The organism is Erwinia psidii, assembly GCF_003846135.1.
GTDB classification, from domain to species: Bacteria; Pseudomonadota; Gammaproteobacteria; order Enterobacterales; family Enterobacteriaceae; genus Erwinia; species Erwinia psidii.
In genome coordinates this window covers 14,864-40,752 of the sequence record NZ_RHHM01000024.1, presented here as the reverse complement: position 1 = coordinate 40,752, position 25,889 = coordinate 14,864, and the positions used below count along the sequence as shown (strand labels likewise).

The 25,889-nt window shown below is 53.8% G+C and carries 30 protein-coding genes; 2 read left to right on the top strand and 28 right to left on the bottom strand.

The window, feature by feature from the left end; all coding sequences use genetic code 11:
• Positions 1-111 precede the first annotated feature (111 nt).
• Together EB241_RS20320 and EB241_RS20315 are read left to right on the top strand one after the other, a co-directional pair.
• Positions 112-348, top strand: coding sequence for a hypothetical protein (locus tag EB241_RS20320; protein ID WP_124234877.1), 237 nt, complete (start codon positions 112-114; stop codon positions 346-348).
• 134 nt (positions 349-482) lie between these two features.
• Entirely contained in the window at positions 483-701 is a 219-nt protein-coding gene (locus tag EB241_RS20315) for a hypothetical protein (protein WP_124234876.1), read from the top strand.
• A 43-nt stretch (positions 702-744) separates the two neighbouring features.
• Here the strand turns inward: EB241_RS20315 and EB241_RS20310 are convergent, their stop codons facing one another.
• The 28 genes from EB241_RS20310 to pilL2 form a co-directional block, all read right to left on the bottom strand.
• Positions 745-2,280, bottom strand: a complete 1,536-nt coding sequence (locus EB241_RS20310) for a conjugal transfer protein TraG N-terminal domain-containing protein (protein WP_124234875.1) — start codon at positions 2,278-2,280, stop codon at positions 745-747.
• Between the two features lie 6 nt (positions 2,281-2,286).
• Complete coding sequence (locus EB241_RS20305) at positions 2,287-2,640, bottom strand: hypothetical protein (protein WP_124234874.1); 354 nt, start codon at positions 2,638-2,640, stop codon at positions 2,287-2,289.
• 13 nt (positions 2,641-2,653) lie between these two features.
• A complete protein-coding gene (locus tag EB241_RS20300) occupies positions 2,654-4,087 on the bottom strand; it encodes an integrating conjugative element protein (RefSeq protein ID WP_124234873.1) in 1,434 nt (477 codons plus the stop codon).
• Positions 4,088-4,098: 11 nt separating this feature from the next.
• A complete protein-coding gene (locus EB241_RS20295; protein ID WP_124234872.1) occupies positions 4,099-5,091 on the bottom strand; it encodes a TIGR03756 family integrating conjugative element protein in 993 nt (330 codons plus the stop codon).
• Entirely contained in the window at positions 5,088-5,489 is a 402-nt protein-coding gene (locus EB241_RS20290; RefSeq protein ID WP_124234871.1) for a TIGR03757 family integrating conjugative element protein, read from the bottom strand. Before EB241_RS20290 ends, EB241_RS20295 begins: the two co-directional genes overlap by 4 nt.
• Before the next feature lie 176 nt (positions 5,490-5,665).
• The gene (locus EB241_RS20285) at positions 5,666-6,571 is read right to left on the bottom strand and encodes an NgoMIV family type II restriction endonuclease (protein ID WP_199737409.1); all 906 of its coding nucleotides are present in this window, start codon (positions 6,569-6,571) and stop codon (positions 5,666-5,668) included.
• On the bottom strand, positions 6,568-7,596 hold the full coding sequence (locus EB241_RS20280; RefSeq protein WP_124234870.1) for a DNA cytosine methyltransferase: 1,029 nt from the start codon (positions 7,594-7,596) through the stop codon (positions 6,568-6,570). Before EB241_RS20280 ends, EB241_RS20285 begins: the two co-directional genes overlap by 4 nt.
• A 197-nt stretch (positions 7,597-7,793) precedes the next feature.
• Positions 7,794-8,180, bottom strand: coding sequence for an acetyltransferase (locus EB241_RS20275; protein ID WP_124234869.1), 387 nt, complete (start codon positions 8,178-8,180; stop codon positions 7,794-7,796).
• On the bottom strand, positions 8,177-11,041 hold the full coding sequence (locus EB241_RS20270) for a conjugative transfer ATPase (protein WP_124234868.1): 2,865 nt from the start codon (positions 11,039-11,041) through the stop codon (positions 8,177-8,179). Before EB241_RS20270 ends, EB241_RS20275 begins: the two co-directional genes overlap by 4 nt.
• The gene (locus tag EB241_RS20265; RefSeq protein ID WP_124234881.1) at positions 11,041-11,448 is read right to left on the bottom strand and encodes a TIGR03751 family conjugal transfer lipoprotein; all 408 of its coding nucleotides are present in this window, start codon (positions 11,446-11,448) and stop codon (positions 11,041-11,043) included. Before EB241_RS20265 ends, EB241_RS20270 begins: the two co-directional genes overlap by 1 nt.
• A gap of 440 nt (positions 11,449-11,888) precedes the next feature.
• Positions 11,889-13,394: a TIGR03752 family integrating conjugative element protein gene (locus tag EB241_RS20260; protein ID WP_124234867.1), complete on the bottom strand. Its 1,506-nt coding sequence runs from the start codon at positions 13,392-13,394 to the stop codon at positions 11,889-11,891.
• Positions 13,384-14,313, bottom strand: coding sequence for a TIGR03749 family integrating conjugative element protein (locus tag EB241_RS20255; protein ID WP_124234866.1), 930 nt, complete (start codon positions 14,311-14,313; stop codon positions 13,384-13,386). Before EB241_RS20255 ends, EB241_RS20260 begins: the two co-directional genes overlap by 11 nt.
• A complete protein-coding gene (locus EB241_RS20250) occupies positions 14,313-14,972 on the bottom strand; it encodes a PFL_4703 family integrating conjugative element protein (RefSeq protein ID WP_033567116.1) in 660 nt (219 codons plus the stop codon). The genes EB241_RS20255 and EB241_RS20250 overlap by 1 nt, the downstream gene beginning before the upstream one ends.
• A complete protein-coding gene (locus tag EB241_RS20245; RefSeq protein ID WP_016190714.1) occupies positions 14,969-15,325 on the bottom strand; it encodes a TIGR03750 family conjugal transfer protein in 357 nt (118 codons plus the stop codon). The genes EB241_RS20250 and EB241_RS20245 overlap by 4 nt, the downstream gene beginning before the upstream one ends.
• Positions 15,326-15,334: 9 nt before the next feature.
• Entirely contained in the window at positions 15,335-15,721 is a 387-nt protein-coding gene (locus EB241_RS20240) for a TIGR03745 family integrating conjugative element membrane protein (RefSeq protein WP_051486054.1), read from the bottom strand.
• 30 nt (positions 15,722-15,751) lie between these two features.
• Positions 15,752-15,994 carry a TIGR03758 family integrating conjugative element protein gene (locus EB241_RS20235; protein WP_016190712.1) on the bottom strand — a complete coding sequence of 81 codons (243 nt, stop codon included), beginning with the start codon at positions 15,992-15,994 and terminating at the stop codon, positions 15,752-15,754.
• A complete protein-coding gene (locus EB241_RS20230) occupies positions 15,994-16,335 on the bottom strand; it encodes an integrative conjugative element protein, RAQPRD family (RefSeq protein WP_124234865.1) in 342 nt (113 codons plus the stop codon). The genes EB241_RS20235 and EB241_RS20230 overlap by 1 nt, the downstream gene beginning before the upstream one ends.
• Before the next feature lie 464 nt (positions 16,336-16,799).
• Complete coding sequence (locus EB241_RS20225; protein ID WP_124234864.1) at positions 16,800-17,837, bottom strand: Abi family protein; 1,038 nt, start codon at positions 17,835-17,837, stop codon at positions 16,800-16,802.
• Between the two features lie 373 nt (positions 17,838-18,210).
• Positions 18,211-18,450, bottom strand: a complete 240-nt coding sequence (locus tag EB241_RS20220) for a hypothetical protein (RefSeq protein WP_124234863.1) — start codon at positions 18,448-18,450, stop codon at positions 18,211-18,213.
• Positions 18,451-18,684: 234 nt separating this feature from the next.
• Positions 18,685-19,443 carry a TIGR03747 family integrating conjugative element membrane protein gene (locus tag EB241_RS20215; protein ID WP_016190708.1) on the bottom strand — a complete coding sequence of 253 codons (759 nt, stop codon included), beginning with the start codon at positions 19,441-19,443 and terminating at the stop codon, positions 18,685-18,687.
• The gene (gene traD, locus EB241_RS20210) at positions 19,436-21,526 is read right to left on the bottom strand and encodes a type IV conjugative transfer system coupling protein TraD (RefSeq protein ID WP_124234862.1); all 2,091 of its coding nucleotides are present in this window, start codon (positions 21,524-21,526) and stop codon (positions 19,436-19,438) included. Before traD ends, EB241_RS20215 begins: the two co-directional genes overlap by 8 nt.
• On the bottom strand, positions 21,519-22,022 hold the full coding sequence (locus EB241_RS20205) for a hypothetical protein (RefSeq protein ID WP_124234861.1): 504 nt from the start codon (positions 22,020-22,022) through the stop codon (positions 21,519-21,521). Before EB241_RS20205 ends, traD begins: the two co-directional genes overlap by 8 nt.
• Positions 22,019-22,618: a restriction endonuclease gene (locus EB241_RS20200; protein WP_124234860.1), complete on the bottom strand. Its 600-nt coding sequence runs from the start codon at positions 22,616-22,618 to the stop codon at positions 22,019-22,021. The genes EB241_RS20205 and EB241_RS20200 overlap by 4 nt, the downstream gene beginning before the upstream one ends.
• On the bottom strand, positions 22,618-23,130 hold the full coding sequence (locus EB241_RS20195; protein WP_124234880.1) for an integrating conjugative element protein: 513 nt from the start codon (positions 23,128-23,130) through the stop codon (positions 22,618-22,620). The genes EB241_RS20200 and EB241_RS20195 overlap by 1 nt, the downstream gene beginning before the upstream one ends.
• The gene (locus EB241_RS20190) at positions 23,130-23,804 is read right to left on the bottom strand and encodes a transglycosylase SLT domain-containing protein (RefSeq protein WP_124234859.1); all 675 of its coding nucleotides are present in this window, start codon (positions 23,802-23,804) and stop codon (positions 23,130-23,132) included. The genes EB241_RS20195 and EB241_RS20190 overlap by 1 nt, the downstream gene beginning before the upstream one ends.
• The gene (locus tag EB241_RS20185; protein WP_124234858.1) at positions 23,783-24,487 is read right to left on the bottom strand and encodes a TIGR03759 family integrating conjugative element protein; all 705 of its coding nucleotides are present in this window, start codon (positions 24,485-24,487) and stop codon (positions 23,783-23,785) included. Before EB241_RS20185 ends, EB241_RS20190 begins: the two co-directional genes overlap by 22 nt.
• Before the next feature lie 6 nt (positions 24,488-24,493).
• Positions 24,494-25,216: a hypothetical protein gene (locus EB241_RS20180; protein WP_124234857.1), complete on the bottom strand. Its 723-nt coding sequence runs from the start codon at positions 25,214-25,216 to the stop codon at positions 24,494-24,496.
• Positions 25,213-25,809 (bottom strand): PFGI-1 class ICE element type IV pilus protein PilL2, encoded by a 597-nt coding sequence (pilL2, locus tag EB241_RS20175; protein WP_124234856.1) that lies wholly within the window; start codon positions 25,807-25,809, stop codon positions 25,213-25,215. The genes EB241_RS20180 and pilL2 overlap by 4 nt, the downstream gene beginning before the upstream one ends.
• Positions 25,810-25,889: the final 80 nt, after the last annotated feature.

The following is a 25,889-nucleotide window of genomic DNA, read 5'->3' as shown; positions in this document are numbered from 1 at the left end:
CTTCGAGGCGAAACTCAGGGCTAAAATTGCGTCTGTTACGTCCGGTCATAATGTCACCTGTTTTGGCTATGAGGTGATGATATCACCTCTATTCAGGTGGCCAAATTCACTATGCCACTACAATTAGATGACGACTCTTTTTTTGAAGGTTGTGATGGAGACAAACGAGGCATTCCATTATCCGTTGAACCATTACTTCCCCGTAACGTATTCATGATATTAGAAGCACCATCGCTTACCTTTTTATTTGCCGCTGAAAACTCCTCCATAGAGCAGGCTGTCGTAAGCATCGAAACAATACAGAGAGCCAATATTTTCTTCCCGAACATTCTTTCCTCCTTTGAATAACTATTTAAATAAGCATAATCGGACATATTCCGTACAGATACAGCCAAGGTTGCGCATTTCTTCAGCAAGTCTTATGATACAAGTTAAATTCGAACAAAAAAACAGCATCAGGTCAAACAGGAGAAAGCTCGGATATGAATATGTTCATGAAAACGCTGCTGAATGCGGTGCTACCTGGCTCTCAGTCAGACAATCACACTGACGATGGCTCTTTACTTACGTGCTTCAACGATGAAGCAGAAACGCTTTTCAATGATGATCCTCTTATTGAAAGAACCTACGAGGGTTTAAACGCTATTGATGATGGTGCCCCTTATGGAGAGTCGTATGGGACATGGTCTGATAGCGACTGAACTTCGGAGAATCGCTATCAGACTTATGAAACTCGCTTAATACTTATTTACCTTTCATTACGCCACCTGCGAAAGATGAAATAGATTGTTCCGCGATTTTTCCTCCTTTCTCACTTGCCTGTGTGGCTTTGTCCGTTCCGGCTTTCACACCGTTGCTAATAGCCCCGCCTAAATGAACACCCGCCCAGCTCAATGCCCCTATCCACACGGCAGGCAGCACGAGGAACATCGTCCCCATAACCAGATTCATAATCAGATCATCCGATGTATTCTGAAATCCCATCATATTGAAGCGTGTATGTGTATCGGAACTGTAAAGCACCGTCAGCAACCAACTGTCGAGCCAGCGGGCCAGTTCCCACCAGAACGTCAGGAAGTTCACAGCAAAAATGACAAACGTCAGGGTGATCACCGTTTTGAATTCATAGGCTGCAAAGGCCAGGATCAACGGCACCATAATATAAATAGCCATCAGCATAACGGCCTGTACCATCGGCAGTGCCTGGCGCATCGCATCCAGAGCCGGGAACGCGCCCAGAGAGGCAACTGAAGCCCCTGCCGTACCGGCGATACGGGAAACAGCGTTCATTGCCGTCATATCCGCATTACCACCATAGCCGTTATACACTTCACCGCCATGAGATACCGTCAGGTTCGCCGGGCTGACGAGCCGGCGTATAACCTCCTCCTGATAATCAGTCTGACTGCTGCCAATCATCTTCATCGCCGCAGATAACCGCAGCCAGTAGCTGTCATCAACCTGCTTCATCACCCTGGCCTTCAGACCAGTGTCTGCTGCCGACCACCACTCAGAACAGTAGGGGTATCCCCCATTACCGGTATTCGGCCGGCCGCTGTCACGGGCGTCACTCCAGGAGAACATCCCGCGCGGCAATTTCGATTGTAGGGTGGTGTAGTCTCCTTTAAGAAAGGTACTGCTGCCTATCCAACTGAGATCTGACAAAACGGCTTTATCCGTTGTCTGCCCCTGGTCACGCCGTTTCCACTGGTAAAGCGCAAGCGAGTAGCAGTCGTTGGTAAAATCCTGCAACTCATCAGCCAGCGCGCGGTTCTCAATGAACGTCCGCTGCACCTCAAACCTCAGTTGTCGCAGATCCGGCCGACAGGGAATGCTGGCCACCGCCGCCTGGGTCACACCTTTGGAGAGCTTATGGACCAGAACCCACCAGACTGGCGCAGCTGCGCTTTCGCCGTCCATACTGGAGATGATGTTGTTGTAACCACTTTCATCAGGCGCTTTTGGTGTCCAGGTTCCGCATGTTTTCGCCCGGGTTTTATCAAATTCCAGCGTGGTCAGGCTCACCTGAATCAGCGGTACACAGCAAGCAATCATCACGAAGAACGCACCATAAAGCGCATTCTCGATACGGGGTAGCGACAGCATACCCTTGTTACCTTCATCTTCCCCTTCTTCGCGAACCTTCAGCCAGATACCCACGACCTTAAAGGCCATTGGCAGCGCAAATAGTCCGGTACTGACAAGGACGTCCCAGAGGCCATTATTGACCAGCCAGCCCAGCAGGGTCAGGAAATACTCCAGATAGCTGTTCGTTGTCATAGTGAATCAGCCTCCCACACCGGAAAAAATGGAGTATTCGCAGACCAGAAAGAATAATGTGCTGGCGCCAGCAATGCGCAGTAGTGGCCGACGATATTCCGGCCGAAAGCCCGGTGCATGCCAGATTTTCCACAGCCCCCACCCGACGGCGCAGTAGATAACCAGCCGCCACGCCAGCCAGCCGTAGCGCGTTGCGTGCATCCATCGCTTCAGGGATGCCACGCTCTCCGGATGACGCATCCCGATATCAGCCAGCCAAAGTCCCACGGTCATCATCAGCGCCAGGAGCAGCAGATATAGCAGCCCAACTTTTAACCCTTTTCCTGTTTTACGCAGCAGGTCGCGATGACTGATTTTCATATTCACAACGTCCTTATTCTGCATCCGGGGTATCGAGCTTCTGGAACCTACTGTCGGCATTATCCGTCTTCTGAATCATCGGGTTTGTGCCGACACGTTCGTTGTCCCGCTCGATGATGGTCAGTACCGAGTTCCTCGCCAGCTCTCGCTTAAGGTCCATTTCATTCTTCAACGCCATGATTTCGCGATCTAGTGCATCAATACGGCGTTCCCCTTCCTGCAATGCAGCATCCTGAGATGCTGCATTGGGTTCCGACATACCTGTTATCAACATCCGACGCATCAGTAGTGCGGTTTCGACCGTATCAGACATGGCAAGCTCACTGGCAAGACGGGCCGTTAGCGCAGTATTATCCGGATCACGTTGCAGAGCCTTTATCACATTGGCCGTCAGGGAAAGCCCGCCTGTTTTCAGCTTTGCCAGTTCAGCCGCGGTTGGCTTCACTGTGCCGTTGACCAGCTTAACCAGTTGTTCTGTATTAACCTTTGTCGCTTCTTCAAATAATGGAGCAAATCCTGTACCAGCCACAGATGAACCAGGCTGCTCATCCTCTCCTCCACTGGTACATTCAGAGGCATTACCACAGGTTCGTAATGATTTATCACCCAGCACCTTCACAACAGCCTTAGCCGCTTCTTCAGCATTACTAAATTTACTGCAGGCACCGCCATTACAACTGCTTTCGCTGACTGATTGTGTACTGGTTACAGACAGGTCATTCATCATATTGAATCCTGCAGCAGCAAGGTCATGTGTAGGTTTAATAGCGGGTTGTCCGGCACCGCCTCGCTGTTGCCCCCCAATCCAGTTATTACCTTTATTACCTGAAGCTTTGCGCCCGGCCTCATTAGTGCGCACGGCGTCTGCATCACCGCTGTTAACAATGGACTTGTATTCTTCCAGCATGGCCTGCTGAGTCCATTTGCTACTGTCGGTGAAATCTGCCAATTTCTTCGCCATGTTCTGGCAGTTCAGTTGTGCTTTGTCGAACGAGACATTCGCCTGCAGTACACCGTTGGTCAGCATGTCATACAGTCCCGGATTGGCCCGCTGAATAAGCATTGCCGGCAGGCTGGCCACCGCGCCAGTTGCCCCCTGAATAACGTCACCCATCAGGTTTTTAAAACCATCGGTTACGCCGTTTAACTGGTTGCCAATTGTGGTTTTGAGGTCAAAGTTGCCGCACATCAGGTCACTGCTCCACCCCACATCCAGCCCCAGCTTTTTCATATTGCTGCGCGTCGCCGGCTGCGATATCACCGACCCACCGCCCAGGGTATAAAACAATTTATCGGATACCGCGCCGTCAACGGATTTGCCATAGCCAAAAGCGCTGTCATTAACCTGCGGTAACGAAATTTCACCCCGGGCAGGCAACAGGGTGCCCACTGTGCCGGCAAGCAGTAACACTGCGCCGGTCGCCGATTTCAATGCATCTATGTTCATTTTTTACCTCGTCAAAAATCCGTGCTGCTCAGGAATCTCTGCCCCATACGCTTACAACAGCTGTAGGGCTGCCACAGCACAAAGGCCTCGTTGTTCTCACTGGCTGCGCTGTGGCTCCCGTCAGGAAATACCGCGCAGCTTTGGGTCATCTGAGGTGCCAGACGCTGCCATTTATGGTTCCTGGTGCCGGTGTTTTCCGTGACTTCTCCCGGTGGCCAGTACCCGTCGCGGCGGGTACCCTTCAACACCTGATAAACGTGCGGCTGACCCGTACGGGTAATAATGTCCGCCACACGTTGCGCCACCACCGCCGATGCTTTGTCATCATCGGTCTGGCTGACAAACCCGGAGCGCGGGTAGACGTTGCCCCACATGTTGCCGGATGCCTGACTACCGATTTCCCGTCGACCGGGGATCAATGCCTCGGGATAAAGCGATTCCGGTACACCCGTTCGCCAGGCAATCGAGTCCAGCGTGCTGAGGAAATACGGCATCAGGGGAGTGGCGGCGCTGTCGCAGGAATACCCGGCGATACTGCCCCCGATAAGAGACGTGGCCGGATGCCCAATGGCATCGGCGTATTTGAAGCGAATACTGGATTTACGCTGCCCCGGGTTCTTCATATCTGCCGGGTTGGCGCCACCGGCTGTCACCCCTGACAAAGCGCCAGTAACGACATTTTCCAGCCCGCCCGCCGTCTGGCTGACAAAAGCCATCTCTGTCCAGGGATTTCCACCGGGCGCAACGTAGGTCGAAACCACCGCTTCCGGGATAAAATGGGTGACCTTTACAGAGGTTTTTACGGTGCAGCCGAATGCAGTACAGAACAACCAGTAGCAGATACCACTTACCCGCCAGCTGATACAGTCCTGCGTCACTGCGCTGGCCACTATCTGCGCCGTATTCAGCGCAGCAAACGCTGCAGGTATTGACGCTGTGGCCAGAACGGTGGCGACAGCGGCAGAGCAGAACGTTTTTCTGAGTCGGGAAGGAGGCTGATTCACTGACCACCTCCTGCCTGCTGCCGTAGTGCCTGAGCCCGCGCTACATCAGTTGTGCCATAAACCACTTCCCGGTCGTCAAAAACGACAGCGGGCACCTTGCGGATACCGAGTTCCCGGGCATGCACTACCTGGCGATATGCCGTGACCAGTTGCTGCTGCTTTTGTTGCCACTGAGGGGAGGACATCACCTGCCTGGCCTGCATTGCTGCCAGCTCCGGGTCAGCCGGAAGCTGGCCAAACACTTTCGCCTGCAGGCGTTCAGGTTCATCCAGCAACACAACCACGACATCCGGGGAAAGATTTTCAGGCAAGTGCTGGCTGTCGGTATATACCACCGTGCTGGCCAGAACGGACACCGGCAACAATGCCGGCAGAAGGAGAAAATTGCGTAATTTCATTAGGGAGACTCCGTCAGACTGAATCGTCTGACAGCGTGCTCGCCAGCAATGAGAAAAGCAGTGAAAAACTAAAAATGCAACGTCAGAAGTTAACGACGGGATCGTAGCCGCCATGCAACAGCTGGCAGATAAAAGACGTAATATGTTAAAAGGCCGGAGTCGCTCCAGCCTGTTAACTATATGGCAAGATCCAGCGGAAGGTCGCTGATATCCCTCAAACGCTTACCATCGATCATGGTAGTAAGCAGTTCCAGGCTTTCCTCTAATTCTAATTCCTGGCAGCATTCGATCAGTTCGTACAGAGCAAAATGATAGACATAATCCATGTCACCTGTGCCCAGTGCTAAAGAAGCTATGCGGCTGGCCATCGGCTCCGCCGTAACAGAAGCAATATGCGGCGCCCGACCTTTTCTGGTCCGGAGCAAATTTAGTGCTTCGGTTCTGGTGTTTTGCGCTCGATCAGAACGCATTGTGAACTTACAGGAGATACTGGCATGAAGAAGAGGACGAACTTTATCTTCATGGTTTTCCATTCGTAGCATGGTGTTTCTGCTGCTTTCAGCATCGACAATAATGGTCGAGTGATTAATATCTTCGTCTGGTTCCGGCTTCCTTGAAATAATGACATCTGGTGAAACGGTATAGCCATCTCCAAGGAAATTTCGCAGCGTTTTATTTTCCTGGGCGAGTAGCGACAGCTCAGAAAGATGCGAATATTGTTCGAATTTACCGAGAACGGCTTCGCTGCGGTGACGAACTTGTTCTACACTCCATTTCCCCGGGCGTAACCCATCCAGCATAGGAAATGTGGCATTTAAAAACCATGCACATGCTGCTTCAAACTCATTACCTGCAGTTTGCCCATCTCTCTTTTTGTCAAAAATCTCCGGGATAATATTCAGGCGAGTAGTGATTTTGTTGAAAAGCATGTTAGACAAGAGAACACTTGTGCGTTGCCCTGTATCAGCGTTACTTGCTATCCAGGTTTCACCGTATTTGTTAAAACTTGAAACGGCCAACGTCCTTTGTTCGATAAGCATACGATGAAACTGATCTCGTTGGTGAGATATTAATCCTTTCACGCAGCATCGCTCCTTTCTTGTTGTATAGCGAAAATAGCATCACGTATACACTCCCCGACAGCCTGTGCGACCGGTGGCGGAAATGCATTACCTACCTGCCTGTAAGCATGTGTTTTTGAGCCAACAAACGCCCACTCATCAGGAAACCCCTGTATCCGTGCCGCCATGCGCACGTTGAGTAAAGGCATATTTTCATAACCCGCTCTGTAGGAACCGTCACGTAGAGGTACACCTTTAAAATCAGGACCGGGGATCTCGTGATCGCCCCCTACGCGATGTGCGTAGACACCAAGTGCTTGCCACTGACGCTTGGCGCGTGATGGCCCAAGGTCTGGCCCACCGTGCTTTTTCGACCCACCAACAAGAGTAGGCGCTATATTGTTAGCCATCTCTTTCCATCGCACGGCGCCTTTCCAGCCTTTGGACGACATTAAATCGTAAAGCGCTTCGCCTACGCTGATCGGTTTGGTCGTGGTGGCTTCAGGCCATCTGAATTTATTAAACCAGGGGGCGTCTATCGCAACCAGAATCGCTCTCGGGCGTAGTTGAGGAACACCAAAATCACTGGCATGCAACAGACGCCATTCCGATTTATAGCCCAGCACCTCAAGTTCGTTCTGGATAAGATTTCGGTATGGCGCGAACTTTTTGTCCATTAAGCCAGCAACATTTTCAATCATTACAGCAAGCGGTTTGACCGCGCGGACAACCTGAAGTGCTGCCGGAAAAAGGTCTCGCTCATCATCCTGCCCCAACTGCAGACCAGCTTTACTGAATGGCGGACAGGGTACACCACCTGCAACAAGTTCAATCTGTCCCTGGTACTTTGAGGCTTCCTCTTCCGCAAAACGACGCAGATCGTCCTGCAGAACAGGCCCCCAATCGAGGGCTAATGTTTCGTTATTATGACGAAGTGTGGCGCATGCATACTCATCTATTTCAATGAGAACACTATGTTTAAAACCTGCATTATGGAGGCCTAATGCCTGACCTCCAGCACCGGCACACATTTCGATTGTACGCATCTTTGTCTCATAACTTAACCAGGAACACTGATGATATTAACAGGTGAAAGCTACATAAGGAATGGATGCTACAACAGTAAGGGTGAGTTACTGGGGCATATTCGCAAGGTAAATCCGTTATCATTTCCCCGTTCAGGTATTAATCCCCATCAGATTCATCACGGATAGCAGCAAAATGATCACGGATAACCCTCTTCTCAATGGACAATTAAGCTGTTGAGCCACAGCACCAGGTAAACCATATCAGCCGCGTCCGTCACGGTAATATACCAGCGGGGATGTTCATACTCCTCCTCTGCCGGCCAGCTTCCCTGCCCGCTGACGGTGATAAGAATATTAACCGCTCTGCGGAGCCTGCTCTCCACCGTCACCGCCACACAGCTGCTCAGGCCCACCCGATGAGGGTGACAGGTAACGGTCACCGGGCCATTCAGTCGCTGTCGGATGTGTTCGCTCAGACGTTGCAGATTAGCCTGCGTCACCACAGACATCCCGGGTTCCCCTTGCGGGGGCAGGGTGAAAACAGTGTTATCCGGGTTGTCGTTACCGCAGACACAGGGAACCGGATACTTCAGCGTCATCATGCTGCTGTGCTCTCCTCGTCGTGTGCGTCAGTCAGTCCGCGCAACCGGTCCAGTTTACGGGCAATCAGCTTCGCCGCGTCCAGTTCGCTACAGTGATGCTCACGCATCAGTGCCCGGCGTTCCGCCTTTTCCTCTTTCTCCGTCATGCCCAGCGCGAGATACAGACTGGGGGGAACCGCACGGAACAGCGCCTCAATACGTTTGGCCAGCACCACCCCTTCGGTATAGCAACCTGACAGCTTGCGGGCGGAAAGCAGCACGGCTTCCTGTTCAGGCGTAAGTGCGCGGAACCGGCTGATATCTTTCACCTCTTCCGGCGGCATGGTGAGACAAATCCACCACTCCGCCATGTTCAGCATTTTCTCCGCAATATCCGGGAAGTCCTTCAGGTTCTGCGTGGCCAGCCACAGCCAGGCCCCCAACTTTCGCCACATTTTAACCACTTTGGTCATATACGGCGACAACAGTGGATTAACCGTCACGATATGCGCCTCATCCACCGCGAAGACAATATCGCGGCCGAGATACTGGTCCCGCTCCGCAATATTGTTAATCATGTTGGTCATTGACACCATGGTCAGTGCCATCTGCGCTTCATAACCCTCACGCGCCAGATGACCGAGATCCACCAGGGTCACATCCGCTTCCGGCCACAACTCACCCTCGCGGTTAAACAGCTCCGCCTCAAAGCTGCCTTCCTGCGTGAACATCCCCAGCGCCTCCGCCATCTCTGCGGCTTTCGCCTTACGCTGGGCATTACGGACATTCTGCCCCTCATCGCTGTCATCGCCGGCAATGCTGTATAACGCTTTCTGCAGGTCAGAAGGCAGCATCTGCCTCCCTTCTTTATATGTTGCATGTGCGGCCATCAGCAGCGCTTCACGGATCATAGCCCGGTCGGCACGCTTCATTTCGGCTTCTTCTTTCGGATCGCCGCCCGTTATCATCATCCGGGCTGAAATCTCCATCTCACCGAGAATATCCCGCTTATCCTCGTCTTCACCCTCTCCATCGCTGTCAGCATCAATATCGGGGAGGTCGCTTTCATCAACAGCATGTGCTGCCAGCCCTTCTTCGACCAGTTTATGCGCGTCGGCAAACGGCGGCAGGCTGACACCACTACCCGGTTTGACGCTTATCTTGTTGACAGAAAGTCCAAGACTTTCAAAATAATCAGCCTGCAGACCAAAACTGTTCCCGGCTTCAGCGATAAACAGACGTGGCCGGTGAACCGCCATCAACTGAGAAAAGGCATAGCACAGCGTGGCCGACTTACCTGCCCCCGTCGGTCCGAACAACAGCAGATGCGCATTCTGGGTACGGTCATACTTGTTCAGTGGATCAAACGTCAGAATATCGCCGCCGCGGTTAAAAAAGCTGAAACCCGGATTGCCGGTACCGGTTTCACGCCCCGTAACCGGCAACAACCCCGCCAGATGCTGTACCCAAGTCAGGCGGGTATACCAGTGTTTTTTATCGCTGTCCGGGTTAAAGCACATTGGCAGCGCCCGCAGCCAGGTATTCAGCGGCCCTACCTCAAACTCCGGTCGAACCGGCTGCAGGCCGGCCCCAAGCAATACGGTGGTCAAATCAAGACGTTTGCGCTTAAGATTATCCATATCATCACCGCGAAGCAGGAAGGTGATCCCGGCACGATACAGCTTATGCCGGTTTCCCAGATACTCTTTCACCGTTTTCACATCCTGGCGGACACGGCCGGATTCGGTATTCTCCCCGACGGCATTTTTCGACAGGCGGTTAAACTGTTCTTCCAGCCTGTCCTGCGGCTGCACAACAATCGTCATGCACAGCAGTGTCCCTTCCGGAAACATATCCATCAGCGCGTTGATTTTTTTCTCACCACGGGCCTGTTCACCGGTAATGGTACCCGGCTCTGGTGGAGTACGCAGTCTCTCAACTGGCAGCGCACAATGGGGTTTATTATCTATCCACCATACGCCGTTCTCCGGATCCGAAACGGGTGGCGTAAACCACAGCGTTTCAGCAAAATCATTGCTGACCGGCGCCACGCCCGCCGGGAAGTTGCGCGGATCGGCATACGCCGCCTGATGATACAGTGTGGATTTCTCCACCCAGTCCGGAGACGGATTAAACAGGCGCAGCAGCCAACTGTGAACCTGCAGGCCGTTCTGGCGGGTACAACGAATACCGGCCCCGCCAAGCGCACTGACCACACGTTCACACGCCTGGTTGAGCATCGCCACCGGCGGCATCGGGTCCCGGGACGCGGACTTCCCGATCCAGCGATAAATAACCATACGGGTGCGACGCTGCTGGCCGCGCCACGGCTGACCGGTGATCAACGCATCGGTAAACAGCCCTTCCGGCCGCGAGATACTACGGATATGACGTGCCATTTCACCCAGCCAGGCTTCCGTAAATGCCGTGCGCTGCGCATGCGGTTTCACGTAACCGCGTAAGTGGTCCAGATACGCTTCGGCATCATCTTCATCCTGGCAGAAGAACTGCACCACCCAGGGGTTCTCGTCATATTCATCAAAACTGTCCTGCAGGGCATCTTCCACCGTATCGCGGATCTGCTCCAGACGATCATCTGTGCGTCCTTCCGTGGCCACCGGCGTCACATCATAAACCGCACCGACAGAAATACCGTCCTCAAGCAGAAGACACTGCTCTTCATCCAGGAATTCCACCCACGGCAGATAATCAATGATGGACGGGTTGGCATGATACACTTTTGACTCTTCCTGCCGGGTCATCCGGCCCGATCGCGTCAGTGGCTCCCGACCATGAATAACCAGAGGAGAGATCGCCCCCTCTGGCTGCCCTGCCGTACCATCGGGTTTTACTTCATTTTTACGGCCGAAAAGAGAAAACATTACAGCGCCTCCGTACGTTCACCAGGCATCGCATACTGTGTCTGGCTGTAGAAAGGAAATACGGTGCTGTAGCCAGGCACCGGCGTGTTGCCGCCAGCCAGATGGGGATACAGGTACATCACCATGTCCGGGTTAGGCAATCGGGAGAATTGTTGTGAAATTTCGCTCTCCTGCGTGCGGCTGTAGCTGCGATCGTCCTGTGTACCTTTCTGGTGTTCATCGTCGGTTAACGGGCGGCGCAGTGCATCCCTTGCAGCAGTAGACTGTCGTGCTGTTCCCCCCTCTCCGTCCGCCCCGTTCCACAGCTCAAGCATGGTATGCTCGCCAGTTGGCAGCATCTCCTCTTTTGTTGTTGAACAGCCGGTCAGTAAAACAACCGTCAGAATAAAAAGGCAGACCAGAAAAATGCCGAAAGGAAGCTTTAATAAAGAAAAGCCCGCGTTCTTTTCCTCCGGCACAACGGTGGACACGACGACGTCGCCCTGCAGGCCCAGCCGGGTCGCTTTACATGAAATCAGCCCAAAGGAGGCATATTCAGGGCGGCATAAAAGAACGTCTGTTGTCTTAAACAGTGACTCCCGGATACCATCAGACTCTTTCACCAACGGACCGGCAATAAACGTGTCGTTCTCAACCGGAATCATCTTGTATCCGGCACTCAGATCCAGCATCAGACTTGCATCCACCCAGAGCAACTGGGCGAACGGCGCCAGACTCATCACCTGTTTTGCTTCCTCCATGGTGTCAAAATGACCGCTGGTAAACTGGATCCCCCATTCACCCTGTCCGCGAAACAGCCAGGTCAGGGTAAAACCCTGTGAGACATTCTGATTCATCTTCTTCCCCTTCAGTCCAGACCGCCGTTGTCGCTGACCCCACCCGGGAGGGTGAAGTCGTAGCGAACCCTGCGACCGTTATCTTCATAGTCAATGGCAAGCTGACGGGTAATATGCACGGCCAGCTTCGCACCCGGCGGTACATAAATCGCGTCAAACGTCTGCCCGTAGCGCTGCTTAACCCAGTCAGTGGTCTCACTCATGCCACCTGAGAGGGCTTTCCCCAGCGCCGCTTCGCCGGCGCTGCCGGTCAGCGTGGAGGAAATCCCGTTCACATTATTCTGTGTGGTGTACTGCCCCTCACTCAGTGCTTCCCCGGCGGCACCGGCAGCAGAGAGCGCAAAGAGAGTAGGCAGATAGGTTGACGCGTTAGACTTGCGGGTACCGCTGATACACGGAATACCGTCATTATCCGAAATCCAGCCGATACCGCCGTCGGTACCGGTTTTATTCTGCGTATTGCCGTTACCGGTGTTTTTCCCGCTGGCATCTGGCTGGGGCACAGTACGGACCGTACCGTCAGCAAAAACAAAGGTGATGCTGTTCACATGCCCACGAACGCAGGAGAGCGTCCAGTCGCCACTGGCGCTGCCGGAGACAATCGCCCCCTCCACATCCGGCAGTTCAATCCCATTAGCCGTAAGGTTATCCTTACCAATCAGCACCTTGAAGGGGTACGGATCGGTCACAGTGCCGTTAACCGGAATGCGCCCCAATAACGCCGTCATTGCCCGACTCCCCACCAGGGTGGAGTTTTCCGGCAGGGTGTAGACGGGTTCAGCGTTTTCCTGGGCCCCTTTCTCATTAGTGTGGCCCTTCACCTGCTGTTCATAAGCGGCTTTCTGCCGGGTCAGAGGATTGTTGTCCAGAAAGGAGGTGGGAAACTGCGGTGAAGCCTTACCACTGGCAGCATCGCGCGGATCGACAGCTTTTTGATCGCCTGGCGTCACCCACATCAGCCCGTCATCGCCCCGGGTGGCGGTACCATGGGTGCTGCCCCCCAGCCCATCCAGACCAAGGCCCAGTGGAATATCGCTGTCAGAAGCCGGTTTTACGCCTGCGGAACCACTGCCGGTAGTTTTCAGCTGTTCAGACAGAGCCTGCACTTTTGCCAGCAGGCTGGTCTGTTCGTTCTGCAGTTGCTGCTGGCGTTTGTCATACTCTTTACGCAACCCCTGCACAGCCTCGTCAACCTGCCCGGATACATTCGTGCCGCGCTTACGCAGTTGCTCATTCTCTTTCAGCAAATCGGCATTCTGTTTATCCAGTGTTTTCTGGCGATCGCGAACGTCGTTCAGCCGACCTATCAGTGTGCGCAGAGTATCTTCCGGCGTATCACCTTCCACTCCGAGCGCCTTAAGCTCATCCTGTGAGAGATTTTTCAGTACTGTCGTCACATCACCCGATGAATTCTCTGGTGGTCGCTCTCCTTTACAGCTTTTCAGGCCCACAGCCAGACCCGCCACCACTACTGCGGGAACAATAAATTTCACCATGGCATTGGACTTAATCTGCATGGCTGACCTCCTTCTTCGCGGTACGAACAGCCTTACGTGCCACGGAAGGTTCAGCGATGAAAGCGCTCTGTGGCCGCGTGCCCGTCACGATATAGGCTGTGGTGGTATCTTCCGGCGTGCCCACCGGCCCCAGCCAGCGGTGCTGGAACGTCGCCGCCACAAACTGCCCCTGAAGGGCCCGGGGATCCAGTACAATCCTGCGACTGGCGGTGTTTTGCAGACGGACAGCCACGACGACGCGATTTGCCACGCCCCACGCGGCCAGCGGCGTGGCCGTTATGGCTTCAGACGGATACAGTGTTGTCAGGCGTTTGGACAGATGCGGATTCACCGGGCGGATGCCCGGCACGGCTTCGACCGTACGCAGCGGCGCGTACAGACTTTGTGCAGCATAACGGGTCAGCAATACAGGGATGGGAGCGCTGTACTGTACCTTTTTACGCTTCGCCTGCGTACCGTCATCACTTCCCGGCTGGACGCTGCCGCTGCTGTTTTTCGCCTGTCGACGGGTATCGGTCGTCTGGCTTACCGTGTTCACCTCGCCGCTGTACACCAGACGAACGGGCTCGGAAGGGCCTTTTTCACCGGCGGTGACATCGAGAAGAATAACCTCGCCACTTTCCACATCCTGCAACTGCACCCGCGTCTGAGGAAAAGCGCTGTCGGCCTTCAGGTAGACAGCACCACCGGTGCTCTGCACACGCAGCTTACCGTTGAGTGCCGGAGGAAAACCCACCCGGACGTTTTTATCCACAAATACCACCCGTTCCAGCCCCACCTGCAGCGGGATTTGCAACGGGATACGCTCCCATTTCATAAATTCATCAGCCCTGGCCGGCTCGCTGTTCAGAGAGACCAGCGGCAACAGCAACAGTGACAGCGCCATCAACCCGGCGCGGGTATCGTTACGGATCTTCATTACTGAAATGCTCCTGATTTCGCGGGGATTTCCGTCGGCAGTGCCGCCTCCAGACGCTGCGGTACACCGTCATAGCAGTCCAGCGCCAGACCAAACGGATTGCGTTCAGCATCCCCCTCCCAGCGCACCACTTTCAGTGGATAACGGACCAGGGCGCGTTTTACCGGTTCAGCATGAAAATACTCATCCGCCACCAGGTCGAGACGAACCACCCAGTTATCTCTGCTGATAACGCTGACGCTCTTCGACTGATAACCCCGACCGGGAATTTCATACACCACACGAACACGGTCAGTCAGTTCGCCAGCGTTGCTTCTTTTCCGGGCCTCGGTATTCAGATAGTCCTGGCAACCCGGGGTCAGATAGGCTGACAACGCATGAATTTTTGCCGGATAATCCACTTCACCATTTTTCGGCCAGGCGTTGAGCTGCTGGAAAATATAGAAAGCAAAGGAATAGACCGATGACGCCGGTACTTCCCACCAAGGTCGGGTACTGCCAGTACGTAAATCCGGCGGGTTATGGACAGTCAGTTTGTTCGGGGCCAGCATCCAGCCGGCGCAGGTGATTAACAGGAAAAAGGCCAGCACACCGCAGGCAATACGCAGTGTCAGAATATGCTGATCCCGGTCTTTGACCGCATGACGAAAACGGCTCATTTTTCTCTCCCGGTTCGTTTCAGGGACCATCCCCGGGCATCAACGATCAGTGTCGGGTTGCCCAGGCTGTGACGACGTTTGAACGCCTCCAGCCGCTGCCAGATATAGTTTTCCGGCTTGCCGCGTTTAATGCGGCTCAGCCACCGACCACCGAAACCGATAACCAGTAACGGCGCCAGTAACATGCCGGTCGGGATAATGACCCAGCCGGCAAGAGGAATAAATGGCAGAGACAGGAGCAGACCCACGCCCAGACCGGCCAGGGCGGCAAGCCCCATCTCCGGTGTAGTGAATCCGCGAAACACCACCGGTTCACTGTTCAGACGGTCAGGTAAAAAGCGAATGGTCTGCATGGGGCCGCCTCAGAGAATAATGTCGGCGGACTTGCCCAGCAGCCAGATAACGGCAACCAGTAACACCACACCCACCACGATGATGGAGCCAAACTTCGTCCAGGTGGCCTTCTCATTCCGGACCTCAGAAAAAGTATGAACTGCCGCAATCGCCACGTTAATGAACGCAATGGCTGCCACTACCAGCCCACCAATAACAACACCATCCTGCAGATAACCTTTGATCTGCCCCATCAGGCCACTGCCGCCTCCTGATTCAGGAGCTTCTACAGTGGGCAGGTCAGCAAATGCGGGTTTACAGGTCAGCCAGACCAGAAGCGCCAGCGTGAACGTACGGTTAATAACGCGGTCAATACCACGACGCACGCGGGTGGCAACAGACGCAGAGTGATACATAAATTTATCTCCAGAAATTGATTGATTAATTCAACTGGCAAACATCCAGATACTCACAACCAGCAGGAGCACGGCCCGGATAGCAAAGCGCCCCAGCGCAGCATTCCGAACTTTCTCGTTACTCCAGCCGGTCCACACATCGGACAGTGCCCATGCGGCCCACAAAAACAGAAAGGCCAGCAACACACCGATGCAGACCAGGTGCAGAATGCTGACCTCGACATTGCCGGAGGCAGCTTTAAAGGCTGTGGATTGTGCGGAGGTCATTCCCATCAGGGACGCTCCCGACGATAATTGCCGCTGACAGATGAAGCCCGGGGTTGGGACCGGGATGGCTCCAGATAGCGGTCAATACCGGCACGAATGGTGTTTAAATCGGATGTGGCCTGACGGTAGTCAAAAAAGAAACGCCCCTGCTCAGCAGGATCGGCCTGAGCCGCCGCTACGCGGGCACGTTCAAGCGAGGCCTGCACCTGATCCAGCTGGCGCTGGGCTGAGGCAAGCTCGTCTTTTTCTGCCGCCTGTGCCGTCGCAGATAATGTGGCCAACAGCAGCAGGCCGGTGATGCCCGGTATGCAGGCAATCTGCCGCAAGCTCGGACGGGGATGGTTCATACGCACCTCCTTGAGGATTAACAGGTGCGTACAGAATGCGCAGGATAAGAAGGCTGGTCAGCGATAAACTCTATTTGTGTTTCTGAAAATTTTGCGGAGAAGTATGCAATCCTGGCGGTAAGAAGAAAGACGAATTTAATAATATGACGACATGCAACACTGGGTTTACAAACCTAGTCAGGCTGCGGGAGGATTTTTAAAAACCACCCGGTATCAACAAATTTCTGCGAACAGAACACCATCTAATCTGACAGCCGGCTTTGAACGAAGAGCTGTCAGTTACAGTAGATTGACTGGCCTGGCGGATTTTCATTATCGTTCTCGATCAGGCGGTCAGCTCTTCTCGATAATATTCCTCGGGAGTCCCCTCAGAAAGGGGAATGCGGGTCGGGTTTATGAAGGGGTGAACAAACCCACTTGTGCAGTAGGGAGAATATTATTAACTGATTAACTATATAAAATTTTTAATATCTCCGATGTGCTTTCTCTACTACGCCTATGATTTGTCCTTTGTCCAGAACGACAAGAAAACTAACTCTGCTTTTGAAATACTTTTCAATAGTTTTATAAGGCTCACTTGCACTGCAAAAATTCATGTTATTAACACTTAGCTTTTCAATTAGATCGCTTATATTATGAGACTTAAGATCTATAATTATCTCATCATCTTCCGATAGAGATATTAAATACCTGGCCATATGTTCTTTCTTTAGAACAGCCTTTATATCACCTTCACGATTAACACAAACTGTAAATTTTGAGGTTTTTATTCTACTGATAGCTTCATCGAGAGTTACCACTGTAAAATCTGTATCACATCGGTCGCTTATTAAAACATTCCCGTCGCCTTTAGGTGATGGTTTCATGCGTAAACATTCGTTGACAGTGGAATGATGCTTTACCCAGAGACTGGTTTCAGTTGATAACCATTGCAATGCATTTAATATGTTAACATGCATCTGACTCAAGTTCATTTTATGTATTGGCTCATAATGCGCAATACGATTTCGAAAATCGTTAATGTCCCTGACCGTTTTCTCGAAATCTTTTCGAGTCATAGAGATATTCGGCAATAAATTCTGCATATTTGTTTGCCATACAAACCGATCGTACTCTGGTCTAAACAGGTTTGACCAAAAATCAAAAGTTAATGTTGAAATAATATCTTCCTTGTTGGGCTTTTTAGCTCTTCTAATTCCGCGATCCAGCGCATCCATGCTTTCAGCTGATAAACCTGATCTGAAAGAACTATGGTCAAACCATTTTTCATCGAAATAAACGCTAAATATCTCGCTCATCCTGTTCCGGAGAGTGACCTCAAGAATATGTAAAGGATAAAGGAAGGATTTAGACAACCGTGCATTATAAAGATACAAACTAAATGCATATTGTGTATTAAACCCAGCGTTTTTTAAGTAGGGCGCGAATCGCTCTTTAGACAGGTTTCCAATGATGCCAGCTTCGTTGCCAGCGTAATCGTAAGGAACTTGACTTTCAGCCATGAGTGTTTAGAATCCTTATCAGAGCAGTTGGTTCGGCCCCTCTGGTGGTAACACTAAGCGCCTCCAACAATCTACTTAGATCCCCGAGACAGACTTTGGTCCCTCTCGGGGTTTCGCTTTTTTGAGGTGACACTTTTTCCGGGACCACCTTACTGCAGAGCATTGTAGCAATCTTCCTTTATCCCACTCAAGCTAACACATTAAAATACTTAAAGTTACTACTTAAGCACGTACCTTCTCGTTTTCCCCAGAAGCCAATGAACAAGCCTGCCTGTTCCTCATTGATTAACACAAAGAGATGCCAGAAATTTCTTCATTAGAAACGTAAGGCTACTCCTGACCTGTACCCCTCTATAGGTCTGAGTAATACATTTCAGACCTCCAGAACGGCGCAGTGTCGTTGTATGTACTCAAACCCTTTCTTCGTCAGAATATCCACCTCATGAGGGACTTCTTCCAGCAAACCGTCCAGATACAACTCCATCAGAGCGTCCCCAGCCCCCTCTTCAGTCAGAAACAAATCAAACGCCCGCTCAGGCAGGACCTGCCCTGCTTGTACGTTATGTTCGGCGGCAATAAGCATAACGCGATGCGCCAATGAGCTCAGATACATTCAGCATCATCCCTGTTGATATTAAAGACAGGTAGACAGTTTATCGCACAGATCGGTTAGTCTGTCGGACAAACTTCACACATCGCCAACACCGTGCACCCAAGATTTTTGACCATTTACCAGCGGCAAGTCTAAGTTTAAACCTGACGCGCCAGTTAGCGACTGTTCAGGGGCTTGTCTGCTGACGAAGACGCACAAAAACAAGTTTTGTACGCCTTCGTCCAGCGCTGATAACTAAAGATACTTTTTAAATGAAGCCGTGGTGACCGTGATAGCGACACCCAGCAATATGGCAGCAGGCAACAGCAGCAGGTTGGGGTATACCGCCGTCGGCCAGGAAAGATACAGCATCATGGGTACTACGATCGCTGGTTTCACCATCTTCTTGGCATGGTGATAAACAAACGAACTTTCATAACCTGCCCCATAGCGCCGAAGATCCCTGCGTCCCAGCCCTTCGACCAGCGAAACCAGCACCACCATCAGAAACAACGGGACTGACAGAACCAGTATGGTTACTCGCACCAGGGTAATCACGCATATCCATACGGTCGCCATCAGATATTCATGTAGATAGCCCGCGAGCCACCCACTCCAGTTGTTCAGATTACGGGTCAGCTCGTTATCGCTGCCAGTTTGCAACACATTCTGCTGCTTTATCCAGCCAGTAAACCCACTGTCAACAAACAGCCACTGATACGCTACTGTTACCCATTTAACAACAGTCACAGAAGGCTCAGACAGCAACAGGCTGCGGGTGAATTCTGTCGACAACCAGCCCAGTTCGGTATTCATCACAGCCTCGCTGTGGGCTGCCCCCGCTTCCGGCCAGAAGAACGCTATGCCGGTGTACTCAATCAGCAGGCTCAGCATCAGCGAACCCAGCAGCATGCCGATCAATGCCCAGGGCCAGCCCCAGAACACATTATAAAGCAAACCATGTGGCTTCTCCGGCCGGGGCGGGGGAGGACTATTACGCTGAGGTTCAGCCACGTTCACCTCCTGCTGGCACAATGGCCGGCGCATCATTCCACCACGCATCACCACTGTGATAATTGCGGCGCATTTCCTCGGCAATTTTCGCAATACTCTGCGGCATCAGTTTATCATCCACATCACCGGCAGGCAGCGGCATGCGGATTTTCCACAATTGCCCGCCTTCCAGCAGGGCGAATGCCTGCCCTTTCGGTAGTGTTACCACATCAGCCGGCTCCAGCAACGGCACCTTGACCGTTCCGACACGATCCTGCGTACTGGAGGTAAAATCCTGGCCCGCACTGATATCGGTATCCTGATGACCAGAGACCAGCGTCTTGGTGTAAATCTCCACCTGCGGCAGCTGCGTGGTCAGGAGTTCGGCGGTACGGTTCTCCCTGACACGTAACATAATCAGATTGTTGAAGTTACCCTGGACCTGAGCCGTTTTGGCCGCATTGCCGATCCGGGCCTCAATATCCGATGAGGTCTGGGTGTAGGCCGTCACCTGCATGCCGGCACCGCCCCCTTTGTTAATAAGCGGGATAAATTCATCACCCATCAGCTCATTGAACTCATCACAGTGCAGGTTAATCGGGACCTTGCTCTCCCCCTCTCCCGGTAGCCCGGCATGAATACCGTGCTTGTAGATATGACCCGCCACGCTCACCAGATCGGCAAACATGGAATTTCCCACGGCGCTGGCCACTTCGCTGTCACTGAGCGCATCGAGGCCGATATACACCACGGCCTTTTTACGGATTATCTGCTCCCAGTCAAAAATCGGTCGCGAATCGCTCATATCCAGATAGTCCGGTGCCAGCAACTCCGCGGTTTTCCCGGTTGTCAATTTCTCCAGCAAAGGCAGCAGGGAAGCCACAATTTTATCAAAATAGGTACGATCATAGCGTACAGCGCTACGCAGACCATCCAGAATGGGATCATACAGCTGCTTCCCCTCTTCTGAACTGAGTGCCACCTCAATGGACCAGATACGTACCGCATCCGGCTGCCCCTGCATATTCCGCGGGACATCATCATCCCCCAGAACCTGCTCGTTATTCTGAATTTGTGCCTGCAGCGAGGGAAGCTGCTCACGGATAACCTTCTCTGCGTAACGGATATACAGATCGGCGATATTGTTCACATAGCGCATAATCAGGGTGTAATCCGGACGCTCGCCCAGTGCTACCAAGGCCCGGGCGATAATGTTGACGAACCGCCAGGCAAACTCACGGAACGCCGCGCTGTTCCCCTCTCCTGACAGCTGGCCCGCCACGCGGGACGCCACTTCTGACACCCGGCCAAAACGCCCGACAGCGTTATAGCGGGCAGATATTTCAGGCCAGCCCAGATGGAAAATATACAGCGCATCACCCCGGCCGGCACGGTGTGCTTCAGCCCAGACTCGCTTCATCAGATCGGCATCGCCCTTCGGGTCAAAAACAATGGTGACTTCACCACGACGGATATCCTGGGTAACCAGCAGCTCTGCCAGGCGTGTTTTTCCCACGCGGGTGGTGCCATAGACGATGGTATGCCCGACACGCTCCAGCAGCGCCAGCCAGACATCCTGCTCATCCGGCTCTATGCCGTGCAGTACCGGATTACCACCCACCGGCGGCAATGGGCGAACCGGGTTCAGGGGTGAATCCGTGCGCAGGAGTTTTCCCAGACCCGGCGCTGAATGCTCCGTCCTCATTTCCAGCCAGCGAGCGACCTGATACAACCGGCCCGGCTGCAGGTACTTCGCCACTTCCGGACGTAGCGTATCCTGCAGTCGCTGGGTGTGTTTTTGCGTCCAGCGAAACCCGCGCCCCAGAAACAGGCGCTGACGGCTGACCGGTATCTGCCCGGTGCTCATGACGTAGCGGGGGAGCCGGGTCAGATTGCGGCGATAACGAATAATATTCATCCCCTGCCGGGCACGTACAACGGATAACACTGCAAAACCAGACGCGGTTACATAGCTGACTGAAGGTGCCAGCGCCACAGCCCAGGGAGCCTGTACACAAACATATGCCGCCATACCGGCCACGACGGCAGTATTCAGCTCAACCGCCGGACGCAGCAGGGCTTCAATCACATAGCGGTTACTCATTATCTTCCTCCCTGACAATACGGACATCGCCCTTTGCCATGCGAACATGCGTCACCGCGCCACTGTGACCCCTTCTCCTTCGGGCACGAACCGTCATAAACAGTTCCAGGCAAATGCTGATCGTCAGAACAATTTTCATCAGCAGATGTAATGCACGGATATCGTTTTCTGCTGCCTGTTCAAACGGTTCCGCCGCTGTCGGGCAGTCAGTTTCCCGTGTAGCCATCGCACGCCATTCATCTCCGCTCAGCGGTGCTACAGGGAATACGGCATTGTCCGCAGCGGCATCAATACAGCGCCGCACCATAAGGCTCCCCTCCGGTGCGTTGCGCCAGCGGGCGGCCTCATACATGTAATAATCCAGCCGCGATGCAACGCCTCCCTGATACGACAAGAAGGCCATCACCAGCATCACGCCTCCGGTCAGTAACGCCGGCCACAGAAAAAATAAGCGGCCCAGGGTGAGGCACCAGGTCCTCAGTAACGAAAATGTCATACAGATTTCCTCTGAAAATATGAACAACCCGACAGCCAGTCATGTCGACCGGCAAGCAGATCCAGCAGACGCTGACCGCTGATGATAAAAAGACGCGGAGAGGTGGAGCTGACCGCCCGGCTCATCTTTCCGGTCCGGCCAGTGTGAATGAAAAAACCGCAGCAGGTACGCTGTTCAAGAAGCTGGTCAAAGTCGCGAATATGGGCTGGCGTAATCGCCCGGCTGTAGCGTTTGGCCTGGATCAACCAGCATTCGTCATCAATAATGACCTGTCCATCAGTGCCGCCATCCCCGCTGTAAGACGCATTACGAACCACTGTCAACCCCTGTCGTTCCAGTGCCAGCAACAGCAGTTCCTCAAACACATAAGGGTTAATTTTGCGCAGATACCGCATACGCTGTCCGTCCCCCGGGAGAGTGCCCAGTTTTTCCAGCACCCGTGCCGCCGCAGCCTGATAGCAACGGTGGCGACGAACGCTGGCTTTCTCCCGCTGACGAAAACTCAGACGCAGCATCACCACGATAAACAGCCCCGCCAGAAGCAGGGCCGGTAACGGGTTGACCAGCAGCGCAGCACTCAGTTGCAGTGCGCTCATCACGGCCGTACCTGTCGGGACAATCCGGTATCTGTGATCAGCACCGGGTAATGCCGCAACTGCAGACGGCGGGCCAGCTCAGAGCCGGATGCTGGTGCCATCGGAACACCGGGAGCCAGATCCCGCAATGACTCAACCGCCGACGCGCTGTCAACACTGACAATCATGCCTGCCGCATGCCGGGCAATTAGCGCCTGCGCATTCTCTGCCAGCCAGTACCGTGACTGTTCGTCATCACCGATAAGGAAAAGCGCACCAATGCCCGGCAACTGCAGAGGACGATCCTCCACCGTCCCCGGCGTCATCTCCGGCGTGCTGACCGGAAACATCGCTGCCATCGCAGAAACGGGGGACTGTGTGGTTGCCGTTGACGCCTCCGGCAGGCTGGGTTGTTTATTAATGCCGTCAAAATAAGACGAAGCATCCTCCCCACCGAGGTCAGCGATGACGTTCAGTCCGGCATGGCCCGTCAGGGGAAGAAAAAGACTCATCATTAAAAACAGTTTTTTCATCATGGTTCACTCCCGGGTTCAGTCCAGATAAAACCAGGTTCAGGGGCAATGGCTGCCACTGTCTGCGGTAATAAAGAAGGCGGCAACAAAGGGGGCTGGCGGGTCGTGCTGCTGAGACGGACAAGATGACGCTCCACGATAATTTTGTATCGTGCTGCAGCTTGCCCACCCGCCGGATGGTGATAACAACCGGCCGCATCCAGCCAGCTACCCGGTTTACGCTCCCAGCACTCACGCAGAATGGTGGCTGCGGCATTGAGATTGGTGTACGGGTCAAACGCCGCCCAGGTCGACACAAAGTGATGCCCGTTCCAGCCCAGGTTTACCTGAGCCAGACCGACATCAATACGTTTAGGGGAATAGCGTGACATAAACACCTGCAGCGCCTGCCAGGCCTCCAGACGGCTGGCGTAGCGGTATCCCTTACCCGCCACATTAATCGTCCACGGCCAGGGACGGCTCACAGCAGGCAGATTTGTCTTCTGCCTGACCACCGCAGCAATTGATCGTGGCGCCATGGCGGTTTCCGTCAGCGAGACAGAATAGAGCGCTTCCGGCGGTACCCCGTGCGCAACGGCCACCCGGATATACCCTTCCGGTACAGTCTCACCAGTTGCCGTTGCACTGCCACTTACCGCCAGCATCAGGGCGATCAGAATGCGGCGATATGCCATCCTTTTTCCCCCTGTTGCAGCAACACCGGCATCATTCCGTCGCCAAAGCGCAGCCAGCGGTCACCATCATGGTTCAGCGTAATCTGGCGGGAACGGACTTTTTCCGCCGGGATACGGTGAGCACGGGCCCACTGGCGTAACTTATCGTCACTCCCCTCGCTGTCGACCAGGTAAATATCAACCGGACGATTGTCACTGAGCACCGCAGACAGCCGCGCATCGCAGGTCGGACAGTTCTTCGACTTAACGAACAACGCCAGACGCCCCCCGGTATCCCGGGCAACACCGGCAGCATTCCCCAGATTCACCGGCAGTCTGTCCGGATAAAGCCGTTGCCAGGCCGCGTTGATTTCCCGCTGGAAATCCAGTTCTTTTTGCGTACGGACAAATTCCTCTTTAACCCATTTTTCCGCATACTGGCGGCGCTCTGCCGGCGTGCGGGCCTCAATCCCCAGTGCCGACAACGGATCCAGTCCCGGGGACTGGATACCCCGGGGGCCATTCATCAGTTGCTGATACCGCTGGTAATCCTCCGGGCTTAGCCCCCATTCGCCGGCTTTCTGCTGCAGGGACTGCGTCTGGCTCTGTGTGGTTTGTGAGTTTTCAACTACGGAGATATCCGTGGCCGCCAGAGCCTGCGAACTCAGCATGACCAGCGCCAGAAAAGTCAGTTTCAGTTGCATGATGGTTTACTCCACCTTAAGGGCTGTCAGGCGCCCGTTGACACGAAAAGTCGCTTCGCTGTAACCGGCACGCACCAGCGTCCAGCCGGAGACGGTTTCCCCTTCACCGATAAGCGCTATCTGCGACAGGCTGTGGTAACCGCGGGGGGCCACCGCCACCCACGACTCCGCGCCTCGTCTTTCCACGCCGGTCAGCACAAACGGTGCATGGCGTGCAACAACAGCCGTCGAACGGGGTTTAACGAGTAGAGGCTTTTTGACGTCTGTCGGTGTTTTTTCCGGAGCCGGAATCGCAGTAGCCGGTACCGTTTTCAGGGCATTCAGCTGTTCAGCAAGCGCACTCAGCCGGGCCGCCATCTCCTGCTGCGCCTGTTGCAGACGTGCAGCAGATGCCTGCAACGATGCCAGCTCCTGCGAAGGCCCGGTCCGTGCTTCAGCCGCTTTCTGCAAAGTCTCCACACGCTGCTGGTTATCGGCCAGCCCGGCCTGCAGCGTTGAAATCCGCGACTGAAGGGTGGATAACGTCTCGGTGGTTGTCGCGGTATTGTCCTGCGCTTCAAGACGTGAAAGGCGCATATCCAGGTCAGTCACGCCGCTGACCAGCACATACAATACAAAACCAGCCGCCACCATCGTCAGGTACAGACAGGTGATAACAGCAGATCGCCAGGACCACCGGCCTCTCTTCCCTCTGGTGGGTACAGATTCAGTGATATTCGTTTCGCTCATTTTTTCAGAAACCCTCCCTTAGCCGGGGCCGGGGCCTTTCGGGGAGTCTGGACTGTCGGTAACTGGCTGGCCGGTAACTGATACCCGTCACGCAGACTGTGGCAGACCACGCGCTGAACATCATCAACCTCCAGTTGCCAGGCAGGGCCGGCCATCACCTGCAGAGCGGTGCGCAGGCGCATGGGCCCCAACTGATACTGCACGGCCGGCAGTGGCTGGCGGTACAGTACGCCGTTTGCCGGTCCCGTGGCGCAAAGTGAATAGCCGGACTGCTTCAGGGTATAGCGCAGGGCATCCGCCACTGTCGGATGCAGGGATGACGGGATACGAATATCAATAATCTGCGACAGCGGATCGCGCTGGACGGCCATCGGATCCGTGCTGACCAGCAGATAACGGTCATAACGCACCACCTCCGGCGTTCTGGCATATTCATCAGGCGCAACGGTCTGAACATTGCGGGTGACAGCCACGGAAGGCGTGGGCGCAGCAGCATCACGCTGCTGTAGTTTCTGAGTTGAAGAGGAACAGCCGGCCAGTAAAAACAGAGGCAGAACAGCGGTAAGGGTTTTACAACGGGAATGAAATTTCATCCAGGGGTTTCCTTTACAGTGACAGAACAGGCCTCACTGTGCGAAATCCCCCCACATTCACTCAATTAACAACTGATTTT

Bases quoted from the DNA above. Each gene is read 5' to 3' on its own strand.
- EB241_RS20320 (WP_124234877.1), top strand. From the start codon at position 112: ATGCCACTACAATTAGATGACGACTCTTTTTTTGAAGGTTGTGATGGA.
- EB241_RS20315 (WP_124234876.1), top strand. From the start codon at position 483: ATGAATATGTTCATGAAAACGCTGCTGAATGCGGTGCTACCTGGCTCT.
- EB241_RS20310 (WP_124234875.1), bottom strand. From the start codon at position 2,280: ATGACAACGAACAGCTATCTGGAGTATTTCCTGACCCTGCTGGGCTGG.
- EB241_RS20305 (WP_124234874.1), bottom strand. From the start codon at position 2,640: ATGAAAATCAGTCATCGCGACCTGCTGCGTAAAACAGGAAAAGGGTTA.
- EB241_RS20300 (WP_124234873.1), bottom strand. From the start codon at position 4,087: ATGAACATAGATGCATTGAAATCGGCGACCGGCGCAGTGTTACTGCTT.
- EB241_RS20290 (WP_124234871.1), bottom strand. From the start codon at position 5,489: ATGAAATTACGCAATTTTCTCCTTCTGCCGGCATTGTTGCCGGTGTCC.
- EB241_RS20280 (WP_124234870.1), bottom strand. From the start codon at position 7,596: ATGCGTACAATCGAAATGTGTGCCGGTGCTGGAGGTCAGGCATTAGGC.
- EB241_RS20275 (WP_124234869.1), bottom strand. From the start codon at position 8,180: ATGATGACGCTGAAGTATCCGGTTCCCTGTGTCTGCGGTAACGACAAC.
- EB241_RS20270 (WP_124234868.1), bottom strand. From the start codon at position 11,041: ATGTTTTCTCTTTTCGGCCGTAAAAATGAAGTAAAACCCGATGGTACG.
- EB241_RS20260 (WP_124234867.1), bottom strand. From the start codon at position 13,394: ATGCAGATTAAGTCCAATGCCATGGTGAAATTTATTGTTCCCGCAGTA.
- EB241_RS20255 (WP_124234866.1), bottom strand. From the start codon at position 14,313: ATGAAGATCCGTAACGATACCCGCGCCGGGTTGATGGCGCTGTCACTG.
- EB241_RS20250 (WP_033567116.1), bottom strand. From the start codon at position 14,972: ATGAGCCGTTTTCGTCATGCGGTCAAAGACCGGGATCAGCATATTCTG.
- EB241_RS20245 (WP_016190714.1), bottom strand. From the start codon at position 15,325: ATGCAGACCATTCGCTTTTTACCTGACCGTCTGAACAGTGAACCGGTG.
- EB241_RS20240 (WP_051486054.1), bottom strand. From the start codon at position 15,721: ATGTATCACTCTGCGTCTGTTGCCACCCGCGTGCGTCGTGGTATTGAC.
- EB241_RS20235 (WP_016190712.1), bottom strand. From the start codon at position 15,994: ATGGGAATGACCTCCGCACAATCCACAGCCTTTAAAGCTGCCTCCGGC.
- EB241_RS20230 (WP_124234865.1), bottom strand. From the start codon at position 16,335: ATGAACCATCCCCGTCCGAGCTTGCGGCAGATTGCCTGCATACCGGGC.
- EB241_RS20225 (WP_124234864.1), bottom strand. From the start codon at position 17,837: ATGGCTGAAAGTCAAGTTCCTTACGATTACGCTGGCAACGAAGCTGGC.
- EB241_RS20220 (WP_124234863.1), bottom strand. From the start codon at position 18,450: ATGTATCTGAGCTCATTGGCGCATCGCGTTATGCTTATTGCCGCCGAA.
- traD (WP_124234862.1), bottom strand. From the start codon at position 21,526: ATGAGTAACCGCTATGTGATTGAAGCCCTGCTGCGTCCGGCGGTTGAG.
- EB241_RS20205 (WP_124234861.1), bottom strand. From the start codon at position 22,022: ATGACATTTTCGTTACTGAGGACCTGGTGCCTCACCCTGGGCCGCTTA.
- EB241_RS20200 (WP_124234860.1), bottom strand. From the start codon at position 22,618: ATGAGCGCACTGCAACTGAGTGCTGCGCTGCTGGTCAACCCGTTACCG.
- EB241_RS20195 (WP_124234880.1), bottom strand. From the start codon at position 23,130: ATGAAAAAACTGTTTTTAATGATGAGTCTTTTTCTTCCCCTGACGGGC.
- EB241_RS20190 (WP_124234859.1), bottom strand. From the start codon at position 23,804: ATGGCATATCGCCGCATTCTGATCGCCCTGATGCTGGCGGTAAGTGGC.
- EB241_RS20185 (WP_124234858.1), bottom strand. From the start codon at position 24,487: ATGCAACTGAAACTGACTTTTCTGGCGCTGGTCATGCTGAGTTCGCAG.
- EB241_RS20180 (WP_124234857.1), bottom strand. From the start codon at position 25,216: ATGAGCGAAACGAATATCACTGAATCTGTACCCACCAGAGGGAAGAGA.
- pilL2 (WP_124234856.1), bottom strand. From the start codon at position 25,809: ATGAAATTTCATTCCCGTTGTAAAACCCTTACCGCTGTTCTGCCTCTG.